At 64.1% G+C, this 23,855-nt stretch carries 5 protein-coding genes; all 5 read left to right on the top strand.

The genetic code is table 11. The annotated features are described in order from the left end of the window. Positions 1-747 precede the first annotated feature (747 nt). From L6D82_RS20220 to L6D82_RS20200, 5 genes are read left to right on the top strand one after another with little or no spacing between them, the layout of a single operon-like run. A complete protein-coding gene (locus tag L6D82_RS20220) occupies positions 748-9,756 on the top strand; it encodes a non-ribosomal peptide synthetase (RefSeq protein ID WP_236191291.1) in 9,009 nt (3,002 codons plus the stop codon). Beyond that, on the top strand, positions 9,753-13,865 hold the full coding sequence (locus tag L6D82_RS20215; RefSeq protein ID WP_236191289.1) for a non-ribosomal peptide synthetase: 4,113 nt from the start codon (positions 9,753-9,755) through the stop codon (positions 13,863-13,865). Before L6D82_RS20220 ends, L6D82_RS20215 begins: the two co-directional genes overlap by 4 nt. Then, positions 13,865-22,957, top strand: a complete 9,093-nt coding sequence (locus L6D82_RS20210; RefSeq protein WP_445009172.1) for an amino acid adenylation domain-containing protein — start codon at positions 13,865-13,867, stop codon at positions 22,955-22,957. The genes L6D82_RS20215 and L6D82_RS20210 overlap by 1 nt, the downstream gene beginning before the upstream one ends. Continuing rightward, on the top strand, positions 22,954-23,643 hold the full coding sequence (locus L6D82_RS20205) for a hypothetical protein (RefSeq protein ID WP_236191285.1): 690 nt from the start codon (positions 22,954-22,956) through the stop codon (positions 23,641-23,643). Before L6D82_RS20210 ends, L6D82_RS20205 begins: the two co-directional genes overlap by 4 nt. Then, positions 23,636-23,842, top strand: a complete 207-nt coding sequence (locus tag L6D82_RS20200) for an MbtH family protein (protein ID WP_064595662.1) — start codon at positions 23,636-23,638, stop codon at positions 23,840-23,842. The genes L6D82_RS20205 and L6D82_RS20200 overlap by 8 nt, the downstream gene beginning before the upstream one ends. Positions 23,843-23,855: the final 13 nt, after the last annotated feature.

Genomic DNA, 23,855 nt, shown 5'->3' with positions numbered 1-23,855 from the left:
CGGCGTTCAGCGGTGAGATTCAAGCCTGCCTTCACAGCCGAATGACTGCCAGTTATGCGTTGTTAGCGCTTGTTAGCGCCCGGCTATCGAGGTATGTCGCGTGGTGACTTTTTCGCTGGCCACTCAAGACTCTGCAGCGGTTTTCGATGCCCGTGGCCTGCACGAAACGGCGGAACGGTGTACGAGCATTTTTGACATCCCTGTCCCTTTGCCATCGTCACAACCATGTAGGAAACGTCCGATATTTATTTAGCAAATTTCCTACATTTTGTTTGCCTCCCCGGCAAAAAACGTGGTTATTATCCGCCGGCGCTTCGGGTCACAAACCCGGCGCCAGAAGATTGCCGTGTGTCCACAGACCCGGCAGTCGCAGCCGATCGGGACCACCCTGGCGCTGTCATCCCCGCGCAGGTTGTTCCTCGTCGTTGACCCTCAAATGGAAGTCGAGGTTTCAATTGGTCACGCGGTTTGCAATCGTCGATGCAATGAACGGGGCGACGTCTGTCGCCAATGATCCGGCCCACTTTCCAGTTGCCTGCGCCGACCGCGCGGCGGCGTTTTTCTCCAGCCTGTCTCCCCCCGAATTTCTGCGTGTGCCCGCGTTCAACGCGAGTCTGCACGCGCGCGCCGCGCCATCCTCCTGAATTCGAATGACCGTGCCGGCATCTGATGCCGGGGCCTGACTGGCGGGGCATTTCTGTCCCGGCCTGATCACAAAAATAAAGTAGTCATGGACGGTAGCCTCCGATGCTCGATAACACTTCCTTGCGTGGGACGAATCCCGCGCAGCCCGACGTTTGCTCCTTGAAACCGTTCGATGCGGACCTGTGCGTGCACGGTCTGTTTGAAGCGCAGGTGCTGCGCAACCCCGAGGCCATCGCCGCACGCTGGCAGCAGGAGGCGCTCAGTTACCGTGAACTGAACACCCGCGCCAACCGGCTGGCCCATCACCTGCGCAGCCTCGGGGTCGGGCCGGACGTGCGGGTCGGGCTGTGTCTGGAGCGTTCGCTGGAGATGTTGGTCGGCGTACTTGCGGTACTCAAGGCCGGCGGCGCCTATGTGCCGCTGGACCCGGCCTATCCGCAGGCGCGGCTGGCGCACATGCTGGCCGACAGCGCACCGCCGGTGGTGCTGACCCACGGCGAGGCGCGCGGTGTTTTGCGGGCGGTGCTCGAACAGTCGGCGACCACCCCGACGCTGCTGGATCTGGCCGACGCCAGTGATTGGGCTTCGCTCCCGGCAGACAACCTCGATCCTCACTCAATCGGCCTGACACCCCGACATCTGGCTTACGTGATCTACACCTCCGGCTCCACCGGCACCCCGAAAGGCGTGATGGTCGAGCACTGCGGACTGGTCGCCGTGAGCGCCGACTGGGCGCAGCTCTATGCTTTGGGCGAGCCGATCAACCACCTGCAAATGGCCGGTTTTTCCTTCGACGTGTTCAGTGCCGACCTGATCCGTTCGCTGGGTTTTGGCGGCACGCTGGTGCTCTGCCCACGGGACACCCTGATGGACCCGCCGGCCCTGTATCGCCTGATGCGCGAGGCGCAGATTGGCTTTGCCGACTTCGTGCCGGCGCTGCTCAATCCGCTGTTGGCATGGGTCGAAGAGACCGGCCACGACCTGTCGTTCCTGCGCACCGTGGTCTGCGGCTCCGACATCTGGACCGCCCACAGCGCGCGGCAATTGCGCAGGCTGTGCGGTGATCGCGTGCAGATCGTCCAGGCCTACGGCGTGACCGAAGCGAGCATCGACAGCACCTGTTTCGAGTTCACCGAAAACAGCCAGATCGACGCGGTGCTGCCCATCGGCCGGGCACTGCCTAATACCCGGATTTACCTGCTCGACGTTGACGGCGCACCGGTTGCCGAGGGTGTTGCGGGCGAGTTGTACATCGGCGGCGTCGGCGTGGCGCGCGGTTATCTGAACCTTCCGCAACTGACCGCCGAACGTTTCCTCGACAGCCCGTTCGTGGCGGGCGAACGCATTTACCGCACCGGTGACCTGGCGCGTTACCGGGCCGACGGCCAACTGGAATTTCTCGGCCGCAACGATTCCCAGGCCAAGTTGCGCGGCCTGCGTCTGGAACTGGGGGAAATCGAAACCCGGCTGGCGGACATCCCGGGTATTCGGGAAAGCGTGGTGCTGCTGCGCCAGGACAGTCCCGGTGAACCACGCCTGGTGGCCTACTACTGCGAAAAGCCAGACTCAACGCTGAGCCCGCGAACGCTGCGCGAACAGCTGCAAACCAGTCTGCCGGACTACATGGTGCCAACCGCCTTCGTGCGGCTCGAAGCGTTGCCGCTGACCGCCAACGGCAAGGTTGACCGGCCAAATCTGCCGGCGCCGGACGCCGAGGCGTTCGATCAGCAGGAATACCAGGCACCCGAAGGCTCGCTGGAAACCGCGCTCGCCGCGATCTGGGCCGACGTGCTCGGCGTCGAGCGGGTCGGGCGTCAGGATCAGTTCTTCGCCCTCGGCGGTCACTCGCTGCTGGTGATGCGCGTGCTGGCGCAGGTTCGTCATGCGCTGGAGCTGGAAGTCGCGCCTTCGACCCTGTTTGCCGCGCCGGTTCTGGCGGAGTTCGCCGAACGGCTGCAAGCCAGTCAGGCTGCGGCTCGCCCGGCCATCACGGCCCTTGAACGCACGGGCGCGCAAACGTTGTCGTCTGCTCAGCAGCGCTTGTGGTTTCTGGCGCAAATGGAGGGGGGCAACGCGGCGTATCACATGCCGCTGAACCTGCGTTTGCGCGGTTCGCTGGACGTGCCGGCACTCGAACGCAGCTTCAATCAACTGGTGGCGCGCCATGCTGCGCTGCGTACCACGTTCATTGCTGTTGAAGGGGAAGGGCGACAACGGGTTTCGCCGCCGGCGCACAGCATCCGGCTGACGGTGACTGACGTGCAGGGGCACGATGCGCAAGAGCGTCTGACCCGCTTGATCGACGAGGAGGGCGCCAGACCGTTCGACCTGAGCCGCGGCCCGTTGATGCGGGTCAGCCTGCTGCGACTGGCGGCGGATGACCATGTGTTGCTGCTGACCCAGCATCACATCATCTCTGACGGCTGGTCGATGGGCGTGCTCACCCGCGAGCTGGGGCAGCTGTACGCAGCGGCGTTGCTGGATCGCGACGATCCGCTGCCGCCCTTGCCGGTGCAGTACGTGGATTACGCCGTGTGGCAAAAGCAATGGCTGTCCGGCGACGTGCTGGAGCAGCAGAGCCGTTACTGGCGCGAAACCCTCAGCGGCGCGCCGGTGCTGCTGGAATTGCCGACCGACCACAAGCGTCCACCCGTGCAGGATTACCTCGGCGGCTTTGTTCCGTTGGTCTTAGACGCCGCTTTGACCGCACGCCTGAAAGCCCTGGGCATGCAGCAAGGCACCACGCTGTTCATGACTCTGCTGGCCGGTTTTTCACTGCTGCTGTCGCGCCTGTCGGGGCACAGCGATGTGGTGATCGGCGTGCCATCGGCCAACCGTCCACAGCAGGAACTGGAAGGGCTGATCGGTTTCTTCGTCAACACCCTCGCGCTGCGCATGACTCAGTCCGGGACGCCGTCAGTGGCGCAATGGCTGCAACAGGCGCGGCGAGTGGCGCTGGAGGCTCAGGAACATCAGGACCTGCCGTTCGAGCAAGTGGTGGAATTGCTCAACCCGCCGCGCAGCCTGGCCCACAGTCCGCTGTTTCAGGTGTTGTTTGCCTGGGAACAGGATCAGGATTCCGACCTGCTGCTGACCGGGCTGGACGTTACGACGGTCGAGAGCAGTCATCACGTGGCCAAGTTCGATCTGCAACTGGCGCTCAGTGAGCGCGACGGGCAGATCGTCGGTGGTCTGGAATATGCCTCGGGCCTGTTCGAGCGCGACACCGTCGAGCAGTTCGGCGAGTACCTGCGCCGGGTGCTGACGCAGATGGTCGAGGACAGCCAACAGTCGCTGGCGAGGATCAAGCTGCTGAGCGCCGAGCAACACCAGCAGATCGTTCATGACTGGAACCGCACCGCCCGGGATACCGCGTCGTTGCCCGGTTGCGTGGCGCGCTTCGAAGCCCACGCCCGGCAGACGCCCGACGCCGTGGCGCTGCTCGCTGACCGTGAGCAGCTGAGTTACGGCGAGCTGAATCGCGCCGCCAACCGCCTCGCGCATTACCTGATCGAACAAGGCGTCGGCCCCGAGCATCGCGTCGGCTTGTGCCTGGAACGCTCGCCGCAAATGGTCATCGGCCTGCTGGCGATCCTCAAGGCCGGCGCGGCGTACGTACCGTTCGACCCGGCTTATCCGAGCGAGCGGCTGGCGTTCATGTTCAGCGATGCCGCGCCGACCTTGCTGCTGACGCAATCGAGCCTGGTATCCGGGCTGCCGGCCAACGAGGCGAAGATCTGCTGCCTGGACACCGACGCAGCGCAATGGGCGCAACACCCGACGGATGATCCGCAAGTCAATGTGAGCCCGGAAAACCTCGGCTACGTGCTCTACACCTCCGGCTCCACCGGACGCCCGAAAGGCGTGGCCCACAACCGTCGTGCGCTGGACAACCTGATCGCCTGGCAGCTCGATCAAGCCATGGCACCGCAACGCGTGCTGCAATTCGCCTCGCTGAACTTCGACGTCTCGTTCCAGGAAATCTGCAGCACGCTCTGCCAGGGCGGCAGCCTGTTGCTGATGACCGAAGAAAGCCGCAAGGATCTCGCCGCGCTGCGCCCGACCCTGGTGGCCGAAGGCGTGCAGCGGGCGTTCCTGCCGTTCGCCGTGTTGCAGCAACTCGCCGGCCTGACCGAGGCCGGTGTGCCGATGCCGGCCGGCGGCTGCGAAATCATCACCGCCGGTGAAGCCCTGCAAATCAATGACGAGCTGCGCGGCTTTGTCCGTGGGCTCGGCGGCGCGCAACTGCACAACCAGTACGGGCCGACCGAAACCCATGTGGTCAGCCAGTTCAGCCTTGACTGCAACGAGGCCGAATCCTGGCCGGACGCGCCGCCCATTGGCCGTCCCATCGCCAATGCGCGGCTGTACGTGCTGGACGAGCATTTGAATCCGGTCCCGGTCGGCGTGGCGGGCGAGTTGTACATCGCCGGCGCCTGCCTGGCTCGTGGCTATCTGAACCGTCCGGACCTGACCGCTGAACGCTTCCTGCCGGACCCGTTCAGTGGCGAGCCGGGCGCGCGGATGTACCGCAGCGGCGACCTCGCGACATTCCTGGCCGACGGCAACGTGCAATACCTGGGACGCATCGACCAACAGGTGAAACTGCGCGGCTTCCGCATCGAACTCGGTGAGATCGACAGCCTGCTGCATCAACAACCCGGTGTGCAGGAAGCCGCCGTGTTGCTGCGTGAAGACGTGGCCGGGGACAAGCGTCTGGTGGCCTACGTGGTCGGCTCCGCGACCAGCGAATTCTTGCGCGCCGAACTGCAACGCCAGTTGCCCGAACACATGATCCCAAGTGCCTGGGTCCGGCTCTCGCAATTACCGCTGACCCGCAACGGCAAGCTCGACCGCCAGGCGCTGCCGGCACCGGAACGCAGCGCCGGCGCGACTTACGAAGCGCCGCGCAACGACATTGAACGGCAAATGGCCGAGATCTGGGCCGAAGTGCTCAAGTGCGAGCGGGTCGGCATCCACGACAACTTCTTCGACCTCGGCGGCCACTCGCTGCTGGCGACGCGGATGATCTACGCGATCAACCAGCGCATGGGCGCGCAACTGTCCCTGAGCAGCCTGTTCCAGACCCCGGTGTTGCTGGATCTGGCGGCGCAGGTGTCGCGTGAAGAGCAAAGCGTTGAACCGGCGTTCATTCAGATCGAACCGGATCGCGACAATCGACATGAACCGTTCCCTCTGACCGATATCCAGCAAGCCTACTGGTTCGGTCGCGAGGCCACGGTCAGCCTCGGTGGCGTCAGTGCCCACGGTTACGAAGAACTGCGCATTCCCGAGTTCGACGCCGAGCGTTTCGAACAAGCCTTGAACCGCATGATCCTGCGCCACGACATGCTGCGCGTGGTGTTCCTCAGCGACGGCACGCAACAGGTGCTGGCGCAGGTGCCGACCTATCGCATGCCGCGCAGCGATCTGCGCGGTTTGCCCGCCGATGTGGCGCAGCGCACGCTGGAAGCGACCCGCGAACGCCAGTCCCATCAGGTGCTGGACGCCAGTCGCTGGCCGCTGTTCGAGTTCAGCCTGTCGCTACTCGATGACGGCATCACCCATTTGCACATCAGCCTCGACGCGCTGATCGTCGACGCCGCGAGCACGCAGATTCTCGCCCGCGAACTGATGGCGTTCTACGTCGATCCGAACCTGGAACTGGCGGAACCGGGCCTGACTTTCCGCGACTATGTGCTGGCTGAACAGCAACTGCGTAATGGCCGCCGCTACGAGCTAGCGCTGGGCTATTGGCGTGAACGGGTGACCACACTGGCCCCTGCGCCGGACCTGCCGCTGGTACGCCAGCCCGAAAGCATCGCCAACCCGCACTTCACCCGCCGCGACCGCGACATGTCGGCGGCGCAGTGGACGCAGCTCAAAGCCGTGGCCAAACAGTTTGCGGTGACGCCGTCGGTGATGCTGCTGACCGCGTTCAGCGAAGTGCTGGCGCTGTGGAGCCGCACGCCGCGTTTCACCCTGAGCCTGCCGCTGTTCAACCGCATGCCGCTGCACCCCGATGTAGACGAAATCATCGGCGACTTCACCTCGCTGGTGCTGCTGGAAGTCGGCATCGACGGTTCGCAGAGTTTCACCGACAAGGCCCGCGCGGTGCAGGCGCAACTGTGGCGCGACATCGACCATTCGGTGGTCAGCGGCGTGCGGGTGCTGCGCGAATTGTCCCAGGCCCGGGGCGTGCAGCAGACGGCGATGCCGATCGTGTTCAACAGCACACTGTCGGAAGCGGCGCCGGAGTTGGCCGAGTTCAACCTCGCCGACGCGTTGAACGCCAGGCACATGCACAGCATCACCCAGACCCCGCAAGTGTGGCTCGACCACACGTTGCTGGAGCTGGAAGGACGCCTGTTGTTCAACTGGGACAGCATCGACGAACTGTTCCCGCAAGGCATGATCGAGCAGATGTTCGTCGCCTATAACACCCTGCTCGACAGCCTCTGCGAGCCGGCGGCCTGGGGCGCAAACACGCCACAACTGCTGCCGCAGGCGCGATTGCCGGCACCGGTCGACCATCAGCAAACGCTGCCGTTGATGCACGAACTGTTCGACCGTCGGGCCCTAGCCACACCGGACGCACTGGCGGTGATCGGCACGCGACAGCTGACGTACGCCCAGCTTCGCTTTGAGGCCCGACAACTCGGCGCCCGATTGCAAACACAGGGCGTGCTGCCGAACCGCTTGGTCGCGGTGGTGATGGAGCGCGGCTGGGAACAAGTGGTTGCAACGCTGGCGATTCTGTATGCCGGCGGCGCTTACCTGCCGATCGAGCCGACGCAACCGGCGGAACGGCTGCGGCATATTCTGGAGCGGGCCGAGGCGAGTCTGGCCCTGACCCAACCGGCGCTGCTCGACAGGATCGAATGGCCGGCGCAGGTCACGGCCATCGCGGTCACCGATGAAGTCTCGAACGATGAACTGCCACTGCAACCGGTGCAGGTGAACGAAAGCGACCTCGCTTACGTGATCTACACCTCCGGCTCCACCGGTCAGCCGAAAGGCGTGGTGATCGACCATCGCGGCGCGGTCAACACCTTGCTCGACATCAACCGGCGCTTTGCCGTCGGCCCCAACGACCGTGTATTGGCGATCTCGTCGCTGAGCTTCGACCTATCGGTCTATGACTTCTTCGGCACGTTGGCGGTGGGCGCGGCGGTGGTCATCCTCGACCCGCAACTGACCCTCGATCCGGCGCACTGGCTCGAATTGATCAAGCGTCATCACGTCAGCCTGTGGAACTCGGTGCCGGCGCTGCTCGGCATGCTGGTCGAGTACGTGGAGGGCGAGGGCGGCACGTTGCCCGCCAGCCTGCGGGTGGCGATGCTGTCCGGCGACTGGATTCCATTGACCCTGCCCGAGCGGGCCTGGGCCTTGCAGCCGGACTTGCAGTTGATCAGCCTGGGCGGCGCCACCGAGGCGTCGATCTGGTCGATCTATTATCCGGTGAAGCACGTCGACCCGGCCTGGCGGAGCATTCCCTACGGCAAGGCCCTCGATCATCAGCGTTTCTACGTGCTGGATGAAGCGCTGCAAGTGCGCCCGACCTGGGTTGCGGGGCAGTTGTACATCGGCGGCATCGGTCTGGCGAAAGGTTACTGGCGCGATGAAAAACTCAGCGCGGGCAGTTTCTTCAATCATCCACTGACCGGCGAACGGCTGTATCGCACCGGCGACCTGGGCCGTTTGCTGCCCGACGGCAACATCGAATTCCTCGGTCGCGAAGACAATCAGGTCAAGGTCCAGGGTTATCGCATCGAGCTGGGCGAGATCGAAGCCGCGCTCAATCGCCATCCCGGCGTGCAGAGCGCGGTGGTGCGGATTCTTGGCAGCACGCTGGGCGAGAAACGTCTGGCGGGCTACGTGCTCAAGGCCGATCCGGCGTTGCAGGCCAGCGATTTCAGCGCGTACCTGAGCGACAAGCTGCCGGCCTACATGATTCCGCCGTCGTTCACGTTCGTCGAGGCCTGGCCGTTGTCGTCCAACGGCAAGGTCGACAAGAAACGCCTGCCGGAGCCTGAGCAAGTCGAGGAGCAAGGGCCGGCGCTGGAAGTCGACGGCCCGCAGGAACAGCGGCTGGTGGAAATCGTGCAGGGCGTGCTCAAGCGCGAATCCATCGCCGCCAACGCCAACCTGCTGAATCTGGGCGCAACGTCGATCGATATCGTCAGGATCAGCAACGCCTTGTCCGGCGCCTTGCAGTTCCGCCCGCACGTGGCGCAACTGCTGGCCCAGCCGACGTTGCTGCATCTGCTTGGCATGTACCGCCAGAACCGGGCGCGTCAGGATCTGCTCGGCAACGTGCAGCAGGCACCGGAGCCCGTGCAGGACATCATCGAGGATCCACAGCAACGGGCGCAGTTCAAGGCCGAACAACGTGGACGCCGCGACTTCGCTCAAGCCTTGCCGGCAGTGGCACTGGATCTGCCGCAAGACCCGGCCTTCGCCCGGCGTTTGAGCGATTACCGCTCGGTGCGTCAATACGACCTGCAACCGATCGCCGCCCAGGCCTTTGCCCATGTACTGGCGGCGCTGGCTCAAGGACAACTCGACGGCGAAGTGAAATACCAGTTCCCGTCGGCGGGTGGCCTTTACCCGATTCAGGCGTACCTCTACGTCAAGCCGGATCGCGTGCTCGGCGTGCCCGGCGGCGCGTATTACTACGATCCCCGCCAGCATCGTCTGCTGGCGCTCCAGAGCGGAGCGCTCGACCCGGACACCTACGACTATTTCGTCAACCGACCGGTGTACGAGAACGCCGCGTTCTCGCTGTTCTTCATCGCCGACATGGCCGCGATTCGCCCGCTGTATGGCGAGCGCAGCCGCGATTTCTGCCACATCGAAAGCGGGGCGATGGCCCAGTTGCTGAGCATGACCGCCGTCGAGCACGGTCTGGGTCTGTGCGGCACTGGCTCGGTCGAGGAACAACAACTGACGACGCTGTTCGACCTCGGGCCGAGCCATGAATTGATCTATTCGATGATCGGCGGGCTGCGCACGGCCGATGAACAACACCGCGCGCCGGTCGAGGCGTTTGCCATCGAGCCTGTGACCGCAAGCCTGGACGACGAAGACATGGAGGAGTTCGAAGTATGAATGCCGATCAATTGCTGGCGTTGTTCGCTCGCCATGGCGTGGTGCTCGAAGTGGACGGTGACAGGCTGCGCTGCAAGGCGCCGCGCGGGTTTCTCACCGAAGAACTGACCCAGGCGCTCAAGCGTCACAAACAGGAACTGATCGCCTTGCTCGGCGGGCACGATGACGCGGCGATTCCCCGCCGTGCCGGCGCGCACGCGTCCTGGCCGTTGTCGTTCTCGCAGCGGCAACTGTGGTTTCTCGATCAACTGGAACCCGGCAACCCGTTCTACAACGTGCCCACGGCGGTGACGCTCAAGGGACGGCTGGACGTGGCTCAGCTGGAACGAGCGCTGAACGAATTGGTGGCCCGGCACGAAGTCCTGCGCACGACGTTTTGCAGCGTGGACAGTGAACCGCGTCAAGTTGTTCATGCATCGATGCCGCTGTCGTTGTCGGTAACGGATTTGCGCCATTTGTCTGCCGAAGACCGCGAGCAGCACGTGCGATCCGCCGTCGAGCAGGACGCCCGGGCGCCATTCGATCTGGCGAGCGGGCCGTTGCTGCGGGCGTCGTTACTGCGCGTGGCCGACGATGAATACCTGTGGCTGTACAGCGTGCATCACATCATCGCCGACGGCTGGTCGATGGGCGTGATCCTGCACGAAGTCGCCACGTTGTACGGCGATTATCTGCGTGGCGAAACCCCGACGCTTGCGCCGCTGCCGGTGCAATACGCCGACTACGCCTGCTGGCAGCAACAGCGCGTCGGCGGTGCGGTTCTGGACGCTCAGCTCGATTACTGGCGGCGCACCCTGGACGATGCGCCGTTGTTGTCGACCCTGCCCGCCGACCGGCCGCGACCGTTGGTGCAGCGCTATGTCGGGGCCACGTTCAGTTCCTCCGTCGATGGCGGCACCTTGCGTGAACTCACGGCGCTGGCCCGGCAGACCCAAGGCACGCTGTTCAACGTACTGCTCGGTGCTTTGGCTGTGTTGTTGTGGCGACACAGCGGTCAGCAGGATCTGTGCATCGGCACGCCGTTCGCCAACCGTAATCGTCCGGAAGTCGAGCCGCTGATCGGCCATTTCGTCAACACCTTGGTGCTGCGTCAGCGCCTGAATCCGCAGCAAACCTTCGCCGAGCTGCTGCGCGAGGTGCGCGGTCAGATGCTCGACGTCCACGCCCATCAGGACGTGCCGTTCGACCGCGTGGTCGAGGTCGTCAACCCGCAGCGCGATCCCGGCCATTCGCCGTTGTTCCAGGTGATGCTGGTGCTGCAGAACACACCGGGCAACGCGGTGCAGATGCCCGGTCTGGAACTGGCGCCGTACGGCACCAGCAGTGCCACGGCCAAGTTCGATCTGGCGTTCGAATGGGTCGAGCGGGAAGGGCGGCTGGACTTGCTGGTGGAATACAACACCGACCTCTACGACATCGCAACCATCCAACGCCTGAGCGGGCACTACCGTCATTTGCTCGAACAGATCGCTGCTGATGCCAAGCAACCGATCAATGCCTTGCCGTTGATGAACGAGGCTGAGCGTCAGCAGGTACTGGTCGACTTCAACCGCACCGCACCACTGACGCAAGCGGTGCCCTGCGTGCATCAACTGGTTGAAGCGCAGGCCGCGAGCAACCCTCAGGCCTGCGCGGTGGTATTCGAGGGCGAATCCTTGAGCTACGCCGAACTCAATGCCCGGGCCAACCGACTGGCGCGGCATCTGCGCACCTTGGGCGTCGGCCCGGATGTGCGCGTGGCGGTGTGTATCGAGCGTTCGCTGGAATTGCCGGTGGCGCTGCTGGCGGTGCTCAAGGCCGGTGGCGCCTATGTGCCGCTGGATCCGGATTATCCATTGGGACGCCTGAGCCATATGCTCGGCGACAGCACGCCGGCGGTGTTGCTGACCCTTGGCTCGGCGCACGCAATCTTGCGCCAAGCCGTGCAAGGCTCGACCTGGGAAGCGCCGATCCTCGACCTCGAACAAGATGCCGCGAGCTGGGCGTCGTTGCCGGCGGACAATCTCGACCCACGCAATGTCGGCGTCACTCCTGACCATCTCGCCTACGTAATCTACACCTCCGGCACCACCGGCTTGCCCAAGGGCGCAATGGTCGCGCATCGTGGCTTGAGCAATCTGCTGCTGTGGTGTTTGCAGGTCTGCGGCGAGGCGGGGGCGATGTTGCACAAGATCCCGTTCGGTTTCGATGCCTCGGCGTGGGAGACCTTCTGGCCGCTGGCAACCGGCGGACGGCTGGTGATCGCGCGGCCCGGCGGGCATTACGAACCGGCGTATCTGGCCCGCGAGGTGCGCGAGCAGCAGGTCACGGCGCTGGTGTTCGTGCCAGCGATGTTGCAGCTGTTTCTGGAGGTCGACGAGGTCAGCCAGTGTACGTCGCTGACCGATGTGTTCAGCGGCGGCGGTGAACTGCCGCCAGCCCTGGCGCGGCGCTTTCAGGAGCATCTGCCCCATGCACGGCTGCACAACGTTTACGGCCCGACCGAAACCACGGTGATCAATAGCATCTGGACCCTGGAGCCCGGCGCCGAGGTGCCGGCCCGGCAATTGCCGATCGGCCGGCCGATTTCCAACAACCGATTTTATGTTCTTGATGACCGCGATGAGCCGGTGCCGGTGGGCGTGACCGGGCATCTGCACATTGGCGGCGTTGGCGTCGCTCGGGGTTATCTGGGGCTGGCGCAACTGAGTGCCGAGCGCTTTATCGACAACCCGTTTGTGGCGGGAGACCGGCTCTATCGCAGCGGCGATCTGGCGCGTTATCGCCCGGACGGTCAGCTGGAGTTTCTCGGTCGCAACGATTTTCAGGTCAAGTTGCGCGGCGTGCGTCTGGAACTGGGCGAAATCGAAGCCCGGCTCGAAGCGTTTCCGGGTATCCGCAGCGCCGTGGTGCTGATGGTCGGCGAAGCGGCGCAGGATCAGCGGCTGGTGGCTTGTTGCGTGGTGGCAGAGCCCGTGGACGAAGCAGCGGTGCACGCCCATCTGGCGACGACACTGCCCAGGGCGGTGATCCCCGGCAGCTATCTGTGGCTCGACGCCTTGCCGCTGACTGCCAATGGCAAGGTTGATCGCGCCGCGCTGACCGCGTTGGCGGACGAAGAAATGGTCAACCGTCAGGTCAACCTGAGCAGCCCGCGCGACCACATCGAACTGGCGCTGTACCAGATCTGGAAAAGCCTGTTGCTGGCGCCGCAGATCGGCATTCGTGACAACTTCTTCAATGTCGGCGGCACTTCGATCGCCGCGATCAAAATGGCCCATGAAATCAGCCAGCAGTTTGCAGTCGAAGTGCCGGTGCGCGTGGTACTCAGCTACCCGACCATCGAAGCGCTGGGCGGCTGGCTGCGGGTTGGAGCCAATCCGGCGCTGGCCCAGAGCAACCTGATCGAATTCCGTCGCGGCAGCGGCCAGCACAACGTGGTGTGCATTCACCCGGCGGGCGGCACGGCGTTCTGTTACCTGTCGCTGGCCAAAGTCCTGCCGGATGAAACCGGCGTGTACGGGGTGCAATCGCCGGGGCTGAATCCGGGGGAAAGCACCGAACCGACGGTCGAAGCGATGGCCGAGGCTTACTTGTGCCAAATTGAACCGCTGACGCAGCAACCGCTGATTCTTACCGGGCTGTCGTTCGGTGGTCTGGTGGCCTATGAAATGGCGCGGCGATTGACGGCGACCGGGCATCGTCAGGTGACGGTGGTGCTGCTCGACACTCAGGGCAGCGACGATCCGGGTTTCCGCGAGCAGATCGGCACCGTGGACATGGCCGAGTTCCGCGACAAACTGGTGCGCTTCAACGGCATGTACCCCGGCATCGAAGACGCCCAGGTCGAACGCTACTTCAACATCTACAACCACAACCGGCTGGCCATGGCCGCCTATGAGTGCGCGCCGCGCGGCGGTCGCGTGGTGCTGATTCAGGCGCGGGAAGATTTCAGCCGCCATCAGTTGCATGAACTGCGCGCCTTCTGGCGTCGCCGCGCAGGCCGCGGTTATCTGGCGAAACTGGTCAGCGGCGGGCACTGGGACATGCTCGAAAGCGCGGAAATCCATCGGGTCTCGCAAATCATCCGTCGGGAGCTGCAACGCTTCGACGCGCAGGAGGCGAAATGATGAGTGCGTCCAAAGACTTGCCATTGCTTGCGCGTTTTGCCGAGCAAGTGGCGCGTAATCCGCAAGCCCCGGCGGTGATCGATCAGTCGGTTACGCTGACTTACGCCGAACTGGCCAGCGCCAGCGAACGCATTGCCCGAGGGTTGCTGGCGCGCGGTGTCGAACCCGGCCAGTCGCTGGCATTGTGCATGCCGCGTTGCTGGCAATGGTTGGCGGCGATTATCGGCACCCTGGAAGTCGGTGCGGTGGTGGTGCCGCTGGATCGCGCCAGCCCGCGCCAACGTCGGGAGCTAATGCTGGCGGATGCGGCGTGTGTCGGCCTGATTACCCTGGACGAAGAACCGCTGTGGTCGCCTTCACTGTGGCAAACCAGCGTCGAGGCCTTGCTCGATCAGCCGGACGCTCCGCCGCAAACACTGGCCGAAGACTTCGCCGAGGTGATGTTCCTGTTCTACACCTCGGGCACCACCGGCACGCCGAAAGCGGTCGAGGTGGGTGAACGCGGCTTGCTGCGGCTGGCGCACAGCGACGGCTATATCGAGATTCGCCCGACGGACCGGTTTGCCTGCCTGTCCAACCCGGCGTTCGATGCGTGCAGTTTCGAGCTGTGGGCGCCGCTGCTCAACGGCGGTTGCTGCGTGATGATCGCCGACGATGACGTGCTGGATGCGCGTCGACTGGCCGAGGTGCTGGAGCGGACGCAGGTCGACAACCTGTTCATGACGGTGTCGCTGTTCAACACGTTGATTGCAGAGTGGCCGTCGTGTTTTTCCAGCGTGCGTCAGGTGCTGATTGGCGGTGAGCAGATCAGTGCCGCCGCTGTTCGTGGTTGGTATCGGGACAATCCTGAGAGCCGCTGCCGGATTTTCAACGTCTACGGCCCCACCGAATGCACCACATTTGCCCTGTGCTGGCCGATCAGCCGCGACTTTGCCGGCGACTCGGCGCCGATTGGCCGACCGTTGCCGGATACCGGTGTGTTGGTGCTGGATGAGCAGCAACGGCCGGTGCCGCCGGGCGAGGTGGGCGAGCTGTATTTGAGTGGCAGCGGTGTCGCTCGGGGCTATCGCAACCGGCCCGAAGAAACTGCCCGCCAGTTCGTTCGTTTGCCCGACCTCGACGGTGGTGCGCAGGTGCATTACCGCACCGGTGATCTGGTGCGGTGCAATGCCGAAGGCTTGATCGAGTACCTGGGGCGGGTCGACCGGCAAGTGAAGATTCGCGGCTTCCGGATCGAGCCGGGGGAGGTGGAGCAACGGATGCTGGAGTATCCGGGTGTGGCGCAGGTGTACGTCTGCACACGGCGGCAGGCGGCTGAAGATCATCAGTTGCTGGCGTTCATCGTGCCTCGCAGGGATCTGGACTATCACAAATTCGAAAACCATCTGCGAGCGCAACTGGCGCCGTATATGCGGCCGCATCAGTTGTTTCTGCTGGAGCGCCTGCCGCTGACGGCCAATGGCAAAATCGACCGTGATGGCTTGCTGGCCCAAGGGCTGAGTCCGTGGCATCCAGTGATGGATGCCGTTGACGATGGCGCTGCTTCGCCTGCCTTGAACTGGATGCTGAAACAAGCCCGTTCGCTGCTCGGCCAACCGGCCCTGAGTGCGCAGGATGACTGGCTCGGCAGCGGCGGCGATTCGCTCAAGGCCATGCGCCTGCGCTCGGCGATTCGTGTTCGTTGGCAGCGCGAGATCGCTCTCGACACGTTGCTCAACGAGCCTTTCTCGTCACTGGCCGAACAACTGACCGGTGAAACGAACGGCGATTCGATCTACCCACCTGCGCCCCCGATCAGCAGCGCCAAACGCCTGCCGGCCACCGCAGAGCAGCGCCGTTTGTGGCTGTTGCAACAACGCTCGCCGACCTCAACGGCTTATAGCGTGCCGCTGATTCTACAACTGGCGGCGGGTGTCGAAGTCGCCGCACTTTCCGAAGCCGTCGGGCGACTGGTACAGCGTCATCCTGGATTGCGCACGGCTTTTGCACCCGGTAGCGACGGACTCGATCAAGTAATTGCCGAGCAGGGGCCGACCTGTCGAACCTTCGCGGTCGGGCATTTCACCGAGGACAACTGGCAGGCCTTCGCAGAACTGGTGTTCGCCGCGCCGTTCGACCTGACCACGCCCAACCTGTTTCAGGCCTGGCTGTTGCCGTTCGCCGATGGCAGCTGCCGGTTGTTGCTGAACTTGCATCACATCATCGTCGATGGCTGGTCGGTGAACCTGCTGTTCGACGACCTGGCGCAGCTTTACGCCGATGTCCTGCAAGGCCGCGACAGCCCGCAACCGGCCGCCCGGTTGACAACGCTGGAGTTTGGCCAGTGGCAGCGCCAGTGGAGCGTCGATCCGCATTATCGCGACCAGCGCCGCGCCCTCGCCGAATTGCACCGCCGTCAGGAAGAACCATCGTCTGCATTGATGCCAATGCGCGAAATCAGCCCGGACGCCCGGTTGCACCGCGAACCCTTGGGCACTCTCCGTAGCGCTGCCCTCGAACGCTTTTGCACCCAACAACGGCTGACCCGTTTCGAAGTGCTGTTCAGTGTTTTCGCCTGGAGCCTGTACGCCCTGACCGGGTGCGAGCGGCCACGGATCGCCAGCCCGGTGTCCAACCGGCCGCTGGCGGAGTTCGAAGACACCGTCGGCATGTTTGCCAACACCGTGCTGATCCCCACCGCCGTTGAAAACCCATTGCCCCTGAGTGAGCAGTTGCGCAAGCAGACCGCCACTGTGCGCGAAGTGCTGGCGTTGCAGGACGTGGCGCTGGCGGATCTGGTGGAAGACCTGCGGCTGTCGTCGAGCCCCTTGCTGTTCGATTTCATGTTCGTGCTGGAAAACACCGATTACGCCGCGTTGGCCGACTCGAACCTGCGCGCCACGCTGGCATTCAACCAGCAATTGCACGCCAAGTGCCCGCTGACGTTGTTGATGGTGGGCAGCGGTTCGCAACTGGAATGCTGGTGGGAATATCAGTGCAGCTATTTCGATGCCGAACAGATGCGGGCGGTGAACGCATTGTTCCGCCGTGGTCTGGATTTGTTGCTGGAAACTCCGGCGGCCAATCTCAACGATTTGCTCAGTCCGTATCGACGCAACCTGCCACCGGCCAGCGAAGGTCCGCAGATTGCGCTGCCGTTCAACACATTGGCGGATGGGTTCGAGCATCAAGTGCATTGCACGCCTGAGGCGGTTGCGCTTGTTCAGGGACAGCACCGCCTCACCTACAGCGAACTGAATACGCTGGCCGATGCTCTGGCGGCGACTCTGATCGAGCGACATCCATTTCCAGCCGGGAACCCGCCGCTGCATGTCGTGCTGTTCCTCGATGCCTCGGTGGAACATATCGTCGCCTTGCTGGCGCTGGCCAAACTCAACCTGACCGCCGTGCCGCTGGATCCTGCTTATCCGGTGGCGATCCAGCGTCAGGTGCTGGAGCAGGCGCAACCGCACTGTGTGCTGTTCAGCGACACGACGGCGGCCGCACTCGACGACCTGAACGCCGGGCGATTCGCCACGCATCGGATCGATCTTCACGCCGATGCCGAAGCGTTCGAGCGTCCGCGCCACGCCGGCGAGCGGCCGCTGTACACGCTGTTCACCTCCGGATCCACCGGCACGCCCAAAGGTGTGCAAGTGTCCGAGCGCACCCTGTGCAACCTGCTGCAATGGCAGCGCACCGAAGGGCAGTTGCCGGCGAAAGCGGTGACCCTGCAGTTCTCGATGCTGTCGTTCGATGTGTCGTTCCAGGAGATTTTCAGCACCCTGTGCGGCGGCGGTTGTTATCACCTGATCACTCCGCGCTGGCGTCAGGATGCCGAGGCGTTGCTGGATTACATGGTCGAGGCGCGGATCGAGCGCCTGTTCCTGCCATACGTGGCCTTGCAGCATCTGGCGCAAACCGCCTTGAACCGGGGCATTTACCCGTCGGCGTTGCGTGAAGTGATCACGGCCGGCGAGCAACTGCTCTGCACCGACGCGCTGCGCAACTGGTTCGGCGGCATGCCGCAAGCTTCATTGTTCAACCACTATGGCCCGACTGAAACCCACGTGGTCAGCGCCTTGCGCCTCCCGCCCGTGGCGCGGGACTGGCCATTGCGCGCACCGATCGGCCATGCCGTCGGCAATGCGCGGTTGCTGCTGGTGGATGAGCACGACCGCCCGGTGCCGATCGGCAGTCGTGGTTATCTGTTGGTAGCCGGGCCGATGGTTGCCCGCTGCTATCTGGCAGATTCTGCGCTGAACGCCGCGCGGTTTGTCGAGCTGGCAGACGGCTGTTTGTACTATCGCACCGGCGATCTGGCGTGGGCCGATGCCCAAGGCTGCCTGCATTACCTGGGACGTGACGATCAGCAGATCAAACTCAGCGGCCATCGTCTGGAACTGGGGCAGATCGAGGCGGCGCTGATGCAGGTGCCGGAAGTGGTCAACGCGGTGGTAGCGGTTCAGGCCGATCCGCCCCGGCTGATCGCCTGGCTGCAACTCGATGGCCAACCTGCGACGTCGCAAGCGCTGGATCGTCAGGTCGCGCGGTGGCTGCCGGCCCATGTGCGAATCGATGAATACCGACGGATCGACCGCTGGCCACGCACCCCCAGCGGCAAGATCGATCGCAAGGCCTTGCCGAATGTGGGCGAGGCGTTGGAACGGCGCAGCACGCCAGCACCGGTTGTTCAATTGACCGCACTGGAACGGCAACTCAGCGAGTTGTTCCAGGCCGTCATCGGTCGTGACATCGAGCCGGAGCAGACCTTCTTCGAGGCCGGCGCCACCAGCCTCGGCTTGATGCGTTTGCATGGCCGTTATGCCGAAGAGCTGCCGCACAAGGTGACGATGGCCGATCTGTTCGAACACGTCACGGTGCGGCGGCTGGCGGCGCATCTGTCGACCGCGCCTGTGGACGTGGCGGAGCGTGTACGGCAGACCGATGATGGTCATCAGCCGATGGCGATCATCGGCATGTCGGTCAATGTGGCCGGGGCGCAGAACCTGTCCGAGTTCTGGGCGATGGTGCAAGGCAATGGGCTGGGCATCGAGCACTTTGCTGCCGATGACGGGCTGGTCGGCGCCCGCAGTCAGCTGGCGGGCATGCTCGATTTCGATCCCGAGTACTTCGGCATCAGCCGCCAGGAAGCTCGGCTGATGGACCCGCAACAGCGGCATCTGCTGATGGCGTGCGTGCAGGCCCTGCAACACGCGGCCATCGTTCCTTCGACCGGCGGCCCGCGCATCGGCCTGATCGCCAGTTGCGGCGAAACCACCTACTTCCAGCAGATGCTGCGCGAAACCGCCGAAGACGATCTGCCGGACGGTTTTCAACTGGCGCTGCATCACGACAAGGATTTTCTGGCGACCAAAGCCGCGTATCACCTGGACCTCAACGGCCCGGCCCTCAGCGTGCAGGCCGCTTGCGGCAGTTCGCTGATCGCCGTGCACCTGGCCAGTTCGATGCTGCGTCAGGGCGACAGTGACGTGATGCTCGCGGCCGGGGTGCTGATCGACCCGACCCTGACCGAGGGCTACCGGCATCGCTCGCAGCACATCTTTTCCGCCGACGGTCTGTGCCGTCCGTTCAGCGACGATGCCAGCGGCACCCTCGGCGCCAGTGGTTACGGCGTGGTGGTGCTCAAACCGTTGGCCAAGGCGCGGGCCGATGGTGACCGGATCTATGCGTTGGTCGAGGACTCGGCGTTGAACAACGATGGCCGGGCCAAGATGAGTTACACCGCACCGTCGGTGGCCGGGCAGAGCGCGGTCATCCGCGATGCCCTGAGTCGGGCCGGGTTGACCGGTGCCGACATCGGCTACATCGAGGCCCATGGCACCGGCACCTTGCTGGGCGATCCGATCGAGGTTGCGGCGTTGACCAAGGCTTTCGGCGATGCGCCGGTCGGTCATTGCGCGCTGGCTTCGGTGAAAAGCCAGATCGGTCATTTGGGCGCGGCGGCGGGGGTGGTCGGGCTGATTCGCGCCAGCCTTGCGGTGTTCCATGGCGTGCTGCCGCCGAACCTCGGTTTTGGCCGGATCAACCCGCAGATCGATCTGGAACATTCGCCGTTCTACGTGCCGACCACGTCCCGGCCATGGCCGCAAGGGCGGCGGCGACTGGCCGGTGTCAGCAGTTTCGGGATTGGCGGGACCAATGCGCATGTCATCGTCGGTGCTGCGCCCACGGCGCAGGAAAGTGTCGAGGAAACGTTGCCGCTGCTGATGATTTCGGCTCACAGCCGGGCGGAGTTGCTGCGCGATATCGCGGTGATTCGCGAATATCTGCATGCGAACCCGGAACAGCAGACTGCGTTGCTGCGGCACTTGCAGTCAGGTCGCCGGCAGTTGCGCTGGCGCTTCGCAATGGTTTGTGGGACGGGTGAGGCCATTCCATTGCAGCCGACAGCGATCAAGGAAGTCACGGTCTCAAGCGCGCAGGTGATCGCCCGAGATCAATCGCCGCAGGAACTGCTGGGCGCTTGGTACGAAGGCGCGAATATCCAGTGGTCGCAGCGCTCGGCACCGCCGCCCTGGGATTTGCCGCCGTCGTCGTTCGATCTTCAGCCGTATCGTTTCCAAACCGCTGTAGCTGCCGAACCTGATGCGCCAGCCCTTGAGCGACAACCGCTAGCGGACTGGTTTCACCAGCGGCAGTGGGTGCGCACCCGACGTCTGAGCGCGACAGCGACGGCCGGATCCCGTGAGGTGCTGATTCTGTGCAGCCATGAGGCGCCGGAATCGACCTTGCTGGCGAGCCTGAACGCTGTATACCGACGCGTGATTCATGTGCGCGCCGGCAACGGCTTCAAACGCTTGAGCCCGGACCGTTTCGAGCTTGATCCGCTGGACACCGAAGCCCTGAACCGGTTGCTCGCCGAGATCGCAGAACCTGACCTTGGCGAACTCGAATGGCTGCATGCCTTACCGCTGGCGGTGTCGGGCGCGGTCAACGAGCAATCGCTGGATCTGGCGCAGTGGGCCTGTCTGGACACGGTCAGTGCGCTGATGCAGGCCTGGGGGCAAACCCCGCGCACGACACGTCTGCGCTTGTGGTTGATGTCATGGCAGGCGTGTCCGGTGGACGGCGAGGTTCAGCGTCCCGAATTGGCAGCGCTGGCCGGCATCACCGAAGTGGTGCCGCAGGAATACCCGGTGCGTTGCCACTGGCTGGACTGGCCGTCGCCACGTCTCGAAGCGCAGGCCGGCGAGTTGGCAGCGTTGCTTGCCGATCCTTCGTCGTTGCCTCGGCGAATGGCGGTGCGCGACGGTTACCTCTGGCAGCCACGCTTGCTACCTCAGCCGTTGACCGGCCCGGCAACGACGTCACTTTTACCGGAAGATGGAACATTCCTCGTGCTGGGCGGCAGCGGTGGCATCGGCCGGACCTTGTGTGAACACCTGCTACGGGCACCCGCGCGCCGTGTGGTGCTGATCTCGCGCCAAGGGCAATTGCCTGAGTCATTGGCGGCGTACGCGTCGCGGATCGACTGCATCAAAGCAGACATTGCCTACCTGCCACGCTGGCCGCAGATCCTCGATCAACTGGCCGTTCGTTACGGTCGCCTGAGCGGGGTGATTCATGCGGCAGGCGTCGGTGCGGGTAGCCTGATTCGCCACCGTGATGCCCGGCAAATGGCCGAGGCCATGGCCGCTAAGACTCGCGGCATGCTGGCGGTCGAGGGGTTGATCGAGCACCTGAAGCCGGGTTTTGTCCTGTACTGCTCGTCGATGTCGGCGCTGTTCGGCGGCGCGGGGCATCTGGATTACGCGTCGGCCAGCGGGGTGCTCGACGGCTTCACTCACTATCGCCCGAACCCGGCCGACGCTTGCCTGCGTCTGGGGATCAACTGGGACATCTGGCGCGACATCGGCATGGCCACCACCAGCAACGGTGGAGACGCCGCGCATCTGGAGCATCTGACGGTCGGTTTGTCGGCCGAAGAAGGCTGTCGGGTGTTCGATCTGGCGATGGCGACGCAGTTGCCGCAGCTGCTGATCTCCACCACCGGCATCGACACGGCACGGCGGTTTTATCCGGTTCGTCACGGTGCTGTGGCCACCCCGGTTGAGGCGCCGAAGGGCGTGGATCTTTCGACGCGCTTGCGTGAGTGCCTGTGCAAGTGGCTCGGTGTGGCCGAGCTGGAAGATGACGATTCGCTGTACGACCTGGGCGCGGATTCGCTGACGCTGCTCGACCTGATCGACGAACTGCAAGCAGCCACCGGCGAGGTTTTCCAGCTGTCGCAATTCAGCCACAAGGTCAGCCTGAGCGAGGTGCTGGGGCTGGTCTCGACCGCTACGGTTGAAGAGGCTCCCGGCGTAACACTGCAGGGCTGGCACGACGCAGTGCGGATCGATCAATGGCATGCCGGTGACGGCCGTGATTGGCTGTACCTGATCCACCCGGTGGGCGGCGATGTTCAGGCCTATCGGGAACTGGTCTCGGCGCTGCCGGCGGAACTGGGCGTGTGCGTGATCGGCGATCCGGCGCTGCGTCTGCCGCAGTTGCCGAACGTCAGCGTGGAGGAACGTGCACGCTGGTATCTGGAGGCGATCAAGGAGCATCTTCCGCACGGCAGCACTTGGCGTCTGGCCGGCTGGTCATTCGGTGCATGGGTGGCGCAGGCGCTGTGTCATCAGGCCCAAGTCGACGGTTTCCGGCAACCGTTGCTGTACCTGATCGACCCGCCCGCGCCGGATGCCGGTAGCGAACTGGCCGACATCGACGAGCAGACCATCGAGCAGGTGTTCCAGCGCGAGTTTGCCCAACGCTGGCCGGAGGTCGAAGGGCAGGGCATGGCCGAAGAACGCCAGGCGTATCTGCAACGGCTGACGGTGTGCTGCCGCAACAACATGACCAGCATGATCGACTTCCAGCCGCCAGCATTGGCGACCACAGTGGTGCGGCTGTTCAGCGCCGGGCACGCCAATCCTTACGGGCTGGGCAACGACTGGAACCCGGACGACCTGCAACGCAACTGGCAGGCCTTGCTGCGGCAGTTGCGCAGCTGGCAAACCCTGGACACCGATCACTACGGCATCGTGGCGGGCCGCTGGGCGCGGTTGCTGGCCGAAGTCATCGGTACGGATGAGCCATCGCCATGAGTGAACCGATCTCGATGCCGCGATGGCTACTGAATTTAGTGCAAGTACTGTGCGAGACCGGACAGGCCGACGACCTGCGCAAGCGGATAGACAATGGCGAGGGTGCCGTGCCGTTGCGGCTGTTTCATCTCTGGCAGGCCGACGTGGTCATGCCGATGCTCGGCGAAGCCGTGCCGGAACATCAGCAGGCGCTGCTCGCGTTGCAAAGCCTGCATCAGCGGGCGGCGCTCGGCGTGATCGGGCGTCAGGGCGAATGGCGAGCCACGCTCAAACCGGTGTTGCTGGCGCTGTATCGCAAGGCCTACGCCTACGACGCTGCTTACGCCAAGGCCCACGCCAGTGCGCTGACCTACGGCCTCGCGCCGGCCAACAGCGCCATGATTGCCGAGCACTTCGGCGATGCCGAGGCGTTCGCCGAGTACTACGCGCAACTGAATACCGAGGCCGCCGCCACCGCGTTTGCCCACGCGCATGCCAGCGCCAACGCCGAAGTGTCGGCCCGGGCCTTCGCGGACGACGACGCAGACACCTGCGCGCAGATTTGCGCGGCATCCGTACGGGTTTACGTCGGGGCCTGCACGCAGAACGACGAACAGCGACATGCCGTATTCAACCATCTCGCCACCGGGCTCGAGCGAAGTCTGGCCACACTGCAATCCCGTTCAACAGGAGAACGACATGAATGACGCACACCTGCAATTCGATGTGGTGATCAACGCTCAGGGCCAGTATTCCCTGTGGCCGGCGGGCAAGCCGATGGCCAGCGGCTGGAGCGAGGCGGGGATGCGCGGCGAGCGCCAGGTCTGTCTGGATTACATCAACGAACACTGGATCGACATGCGCCCGCGTTCGCTGCGCGAGCAATCATCGGTGTCGTTCCAATAAAAAAGGTGAGGGA

It is taken from the genome of Pseudomonas paraglycinae (assembly GCF_021601625.1).
Lineage (GTDB): Bacteria > Pseudomonadota > Gammaproteobacteria > Pseudomonadales > Pseudomonadaceae > Aquipseudomonas > Aquipseudomonas paraglycinae.
The sequence above is the reverse complement of the archived record's forward strand: the minus strand, read 5'-3'. Positions and strand labels throughout refer to the sequence as shown.

Coding starts and splice junctions, on each gene's coding strand:
- L6D82_RS20220 (WP_236191291.1), top strand. CDS start 748: ATGCTCGATAACACTTCCTTGCGTGGGACGAATCCCGCGCAGCCCGAC.
- L6D82_RS20205 (WP_236191285.1), top strand. CDS start 22,954: ATGAGTGAACCGATCTCGATGCCGCGATGGCTACTGAATTTAGTGCAA.
- L6D82_RS20210 (WP_445009172.1), top strand. CDS start 13,865: ATGAGTGCGTCCAAAGACTTGCCATTGCTTGCGCGTTTTGCCGAGCAA.
- L6D82_RS20200 (WP_064595662.1), top strand. CDS start 23,636: ATGAATGACGCACACCTGCAATTCGATGTGGTGATCAACGCTCAGGGC.
- L6D82_RS20215 (WP_236191289.1), top strand. CDS start 9,753: ATGAATGCCGATCAATTGCTGGCGTTGTTCGCTCGCCATGGCGTGGTG.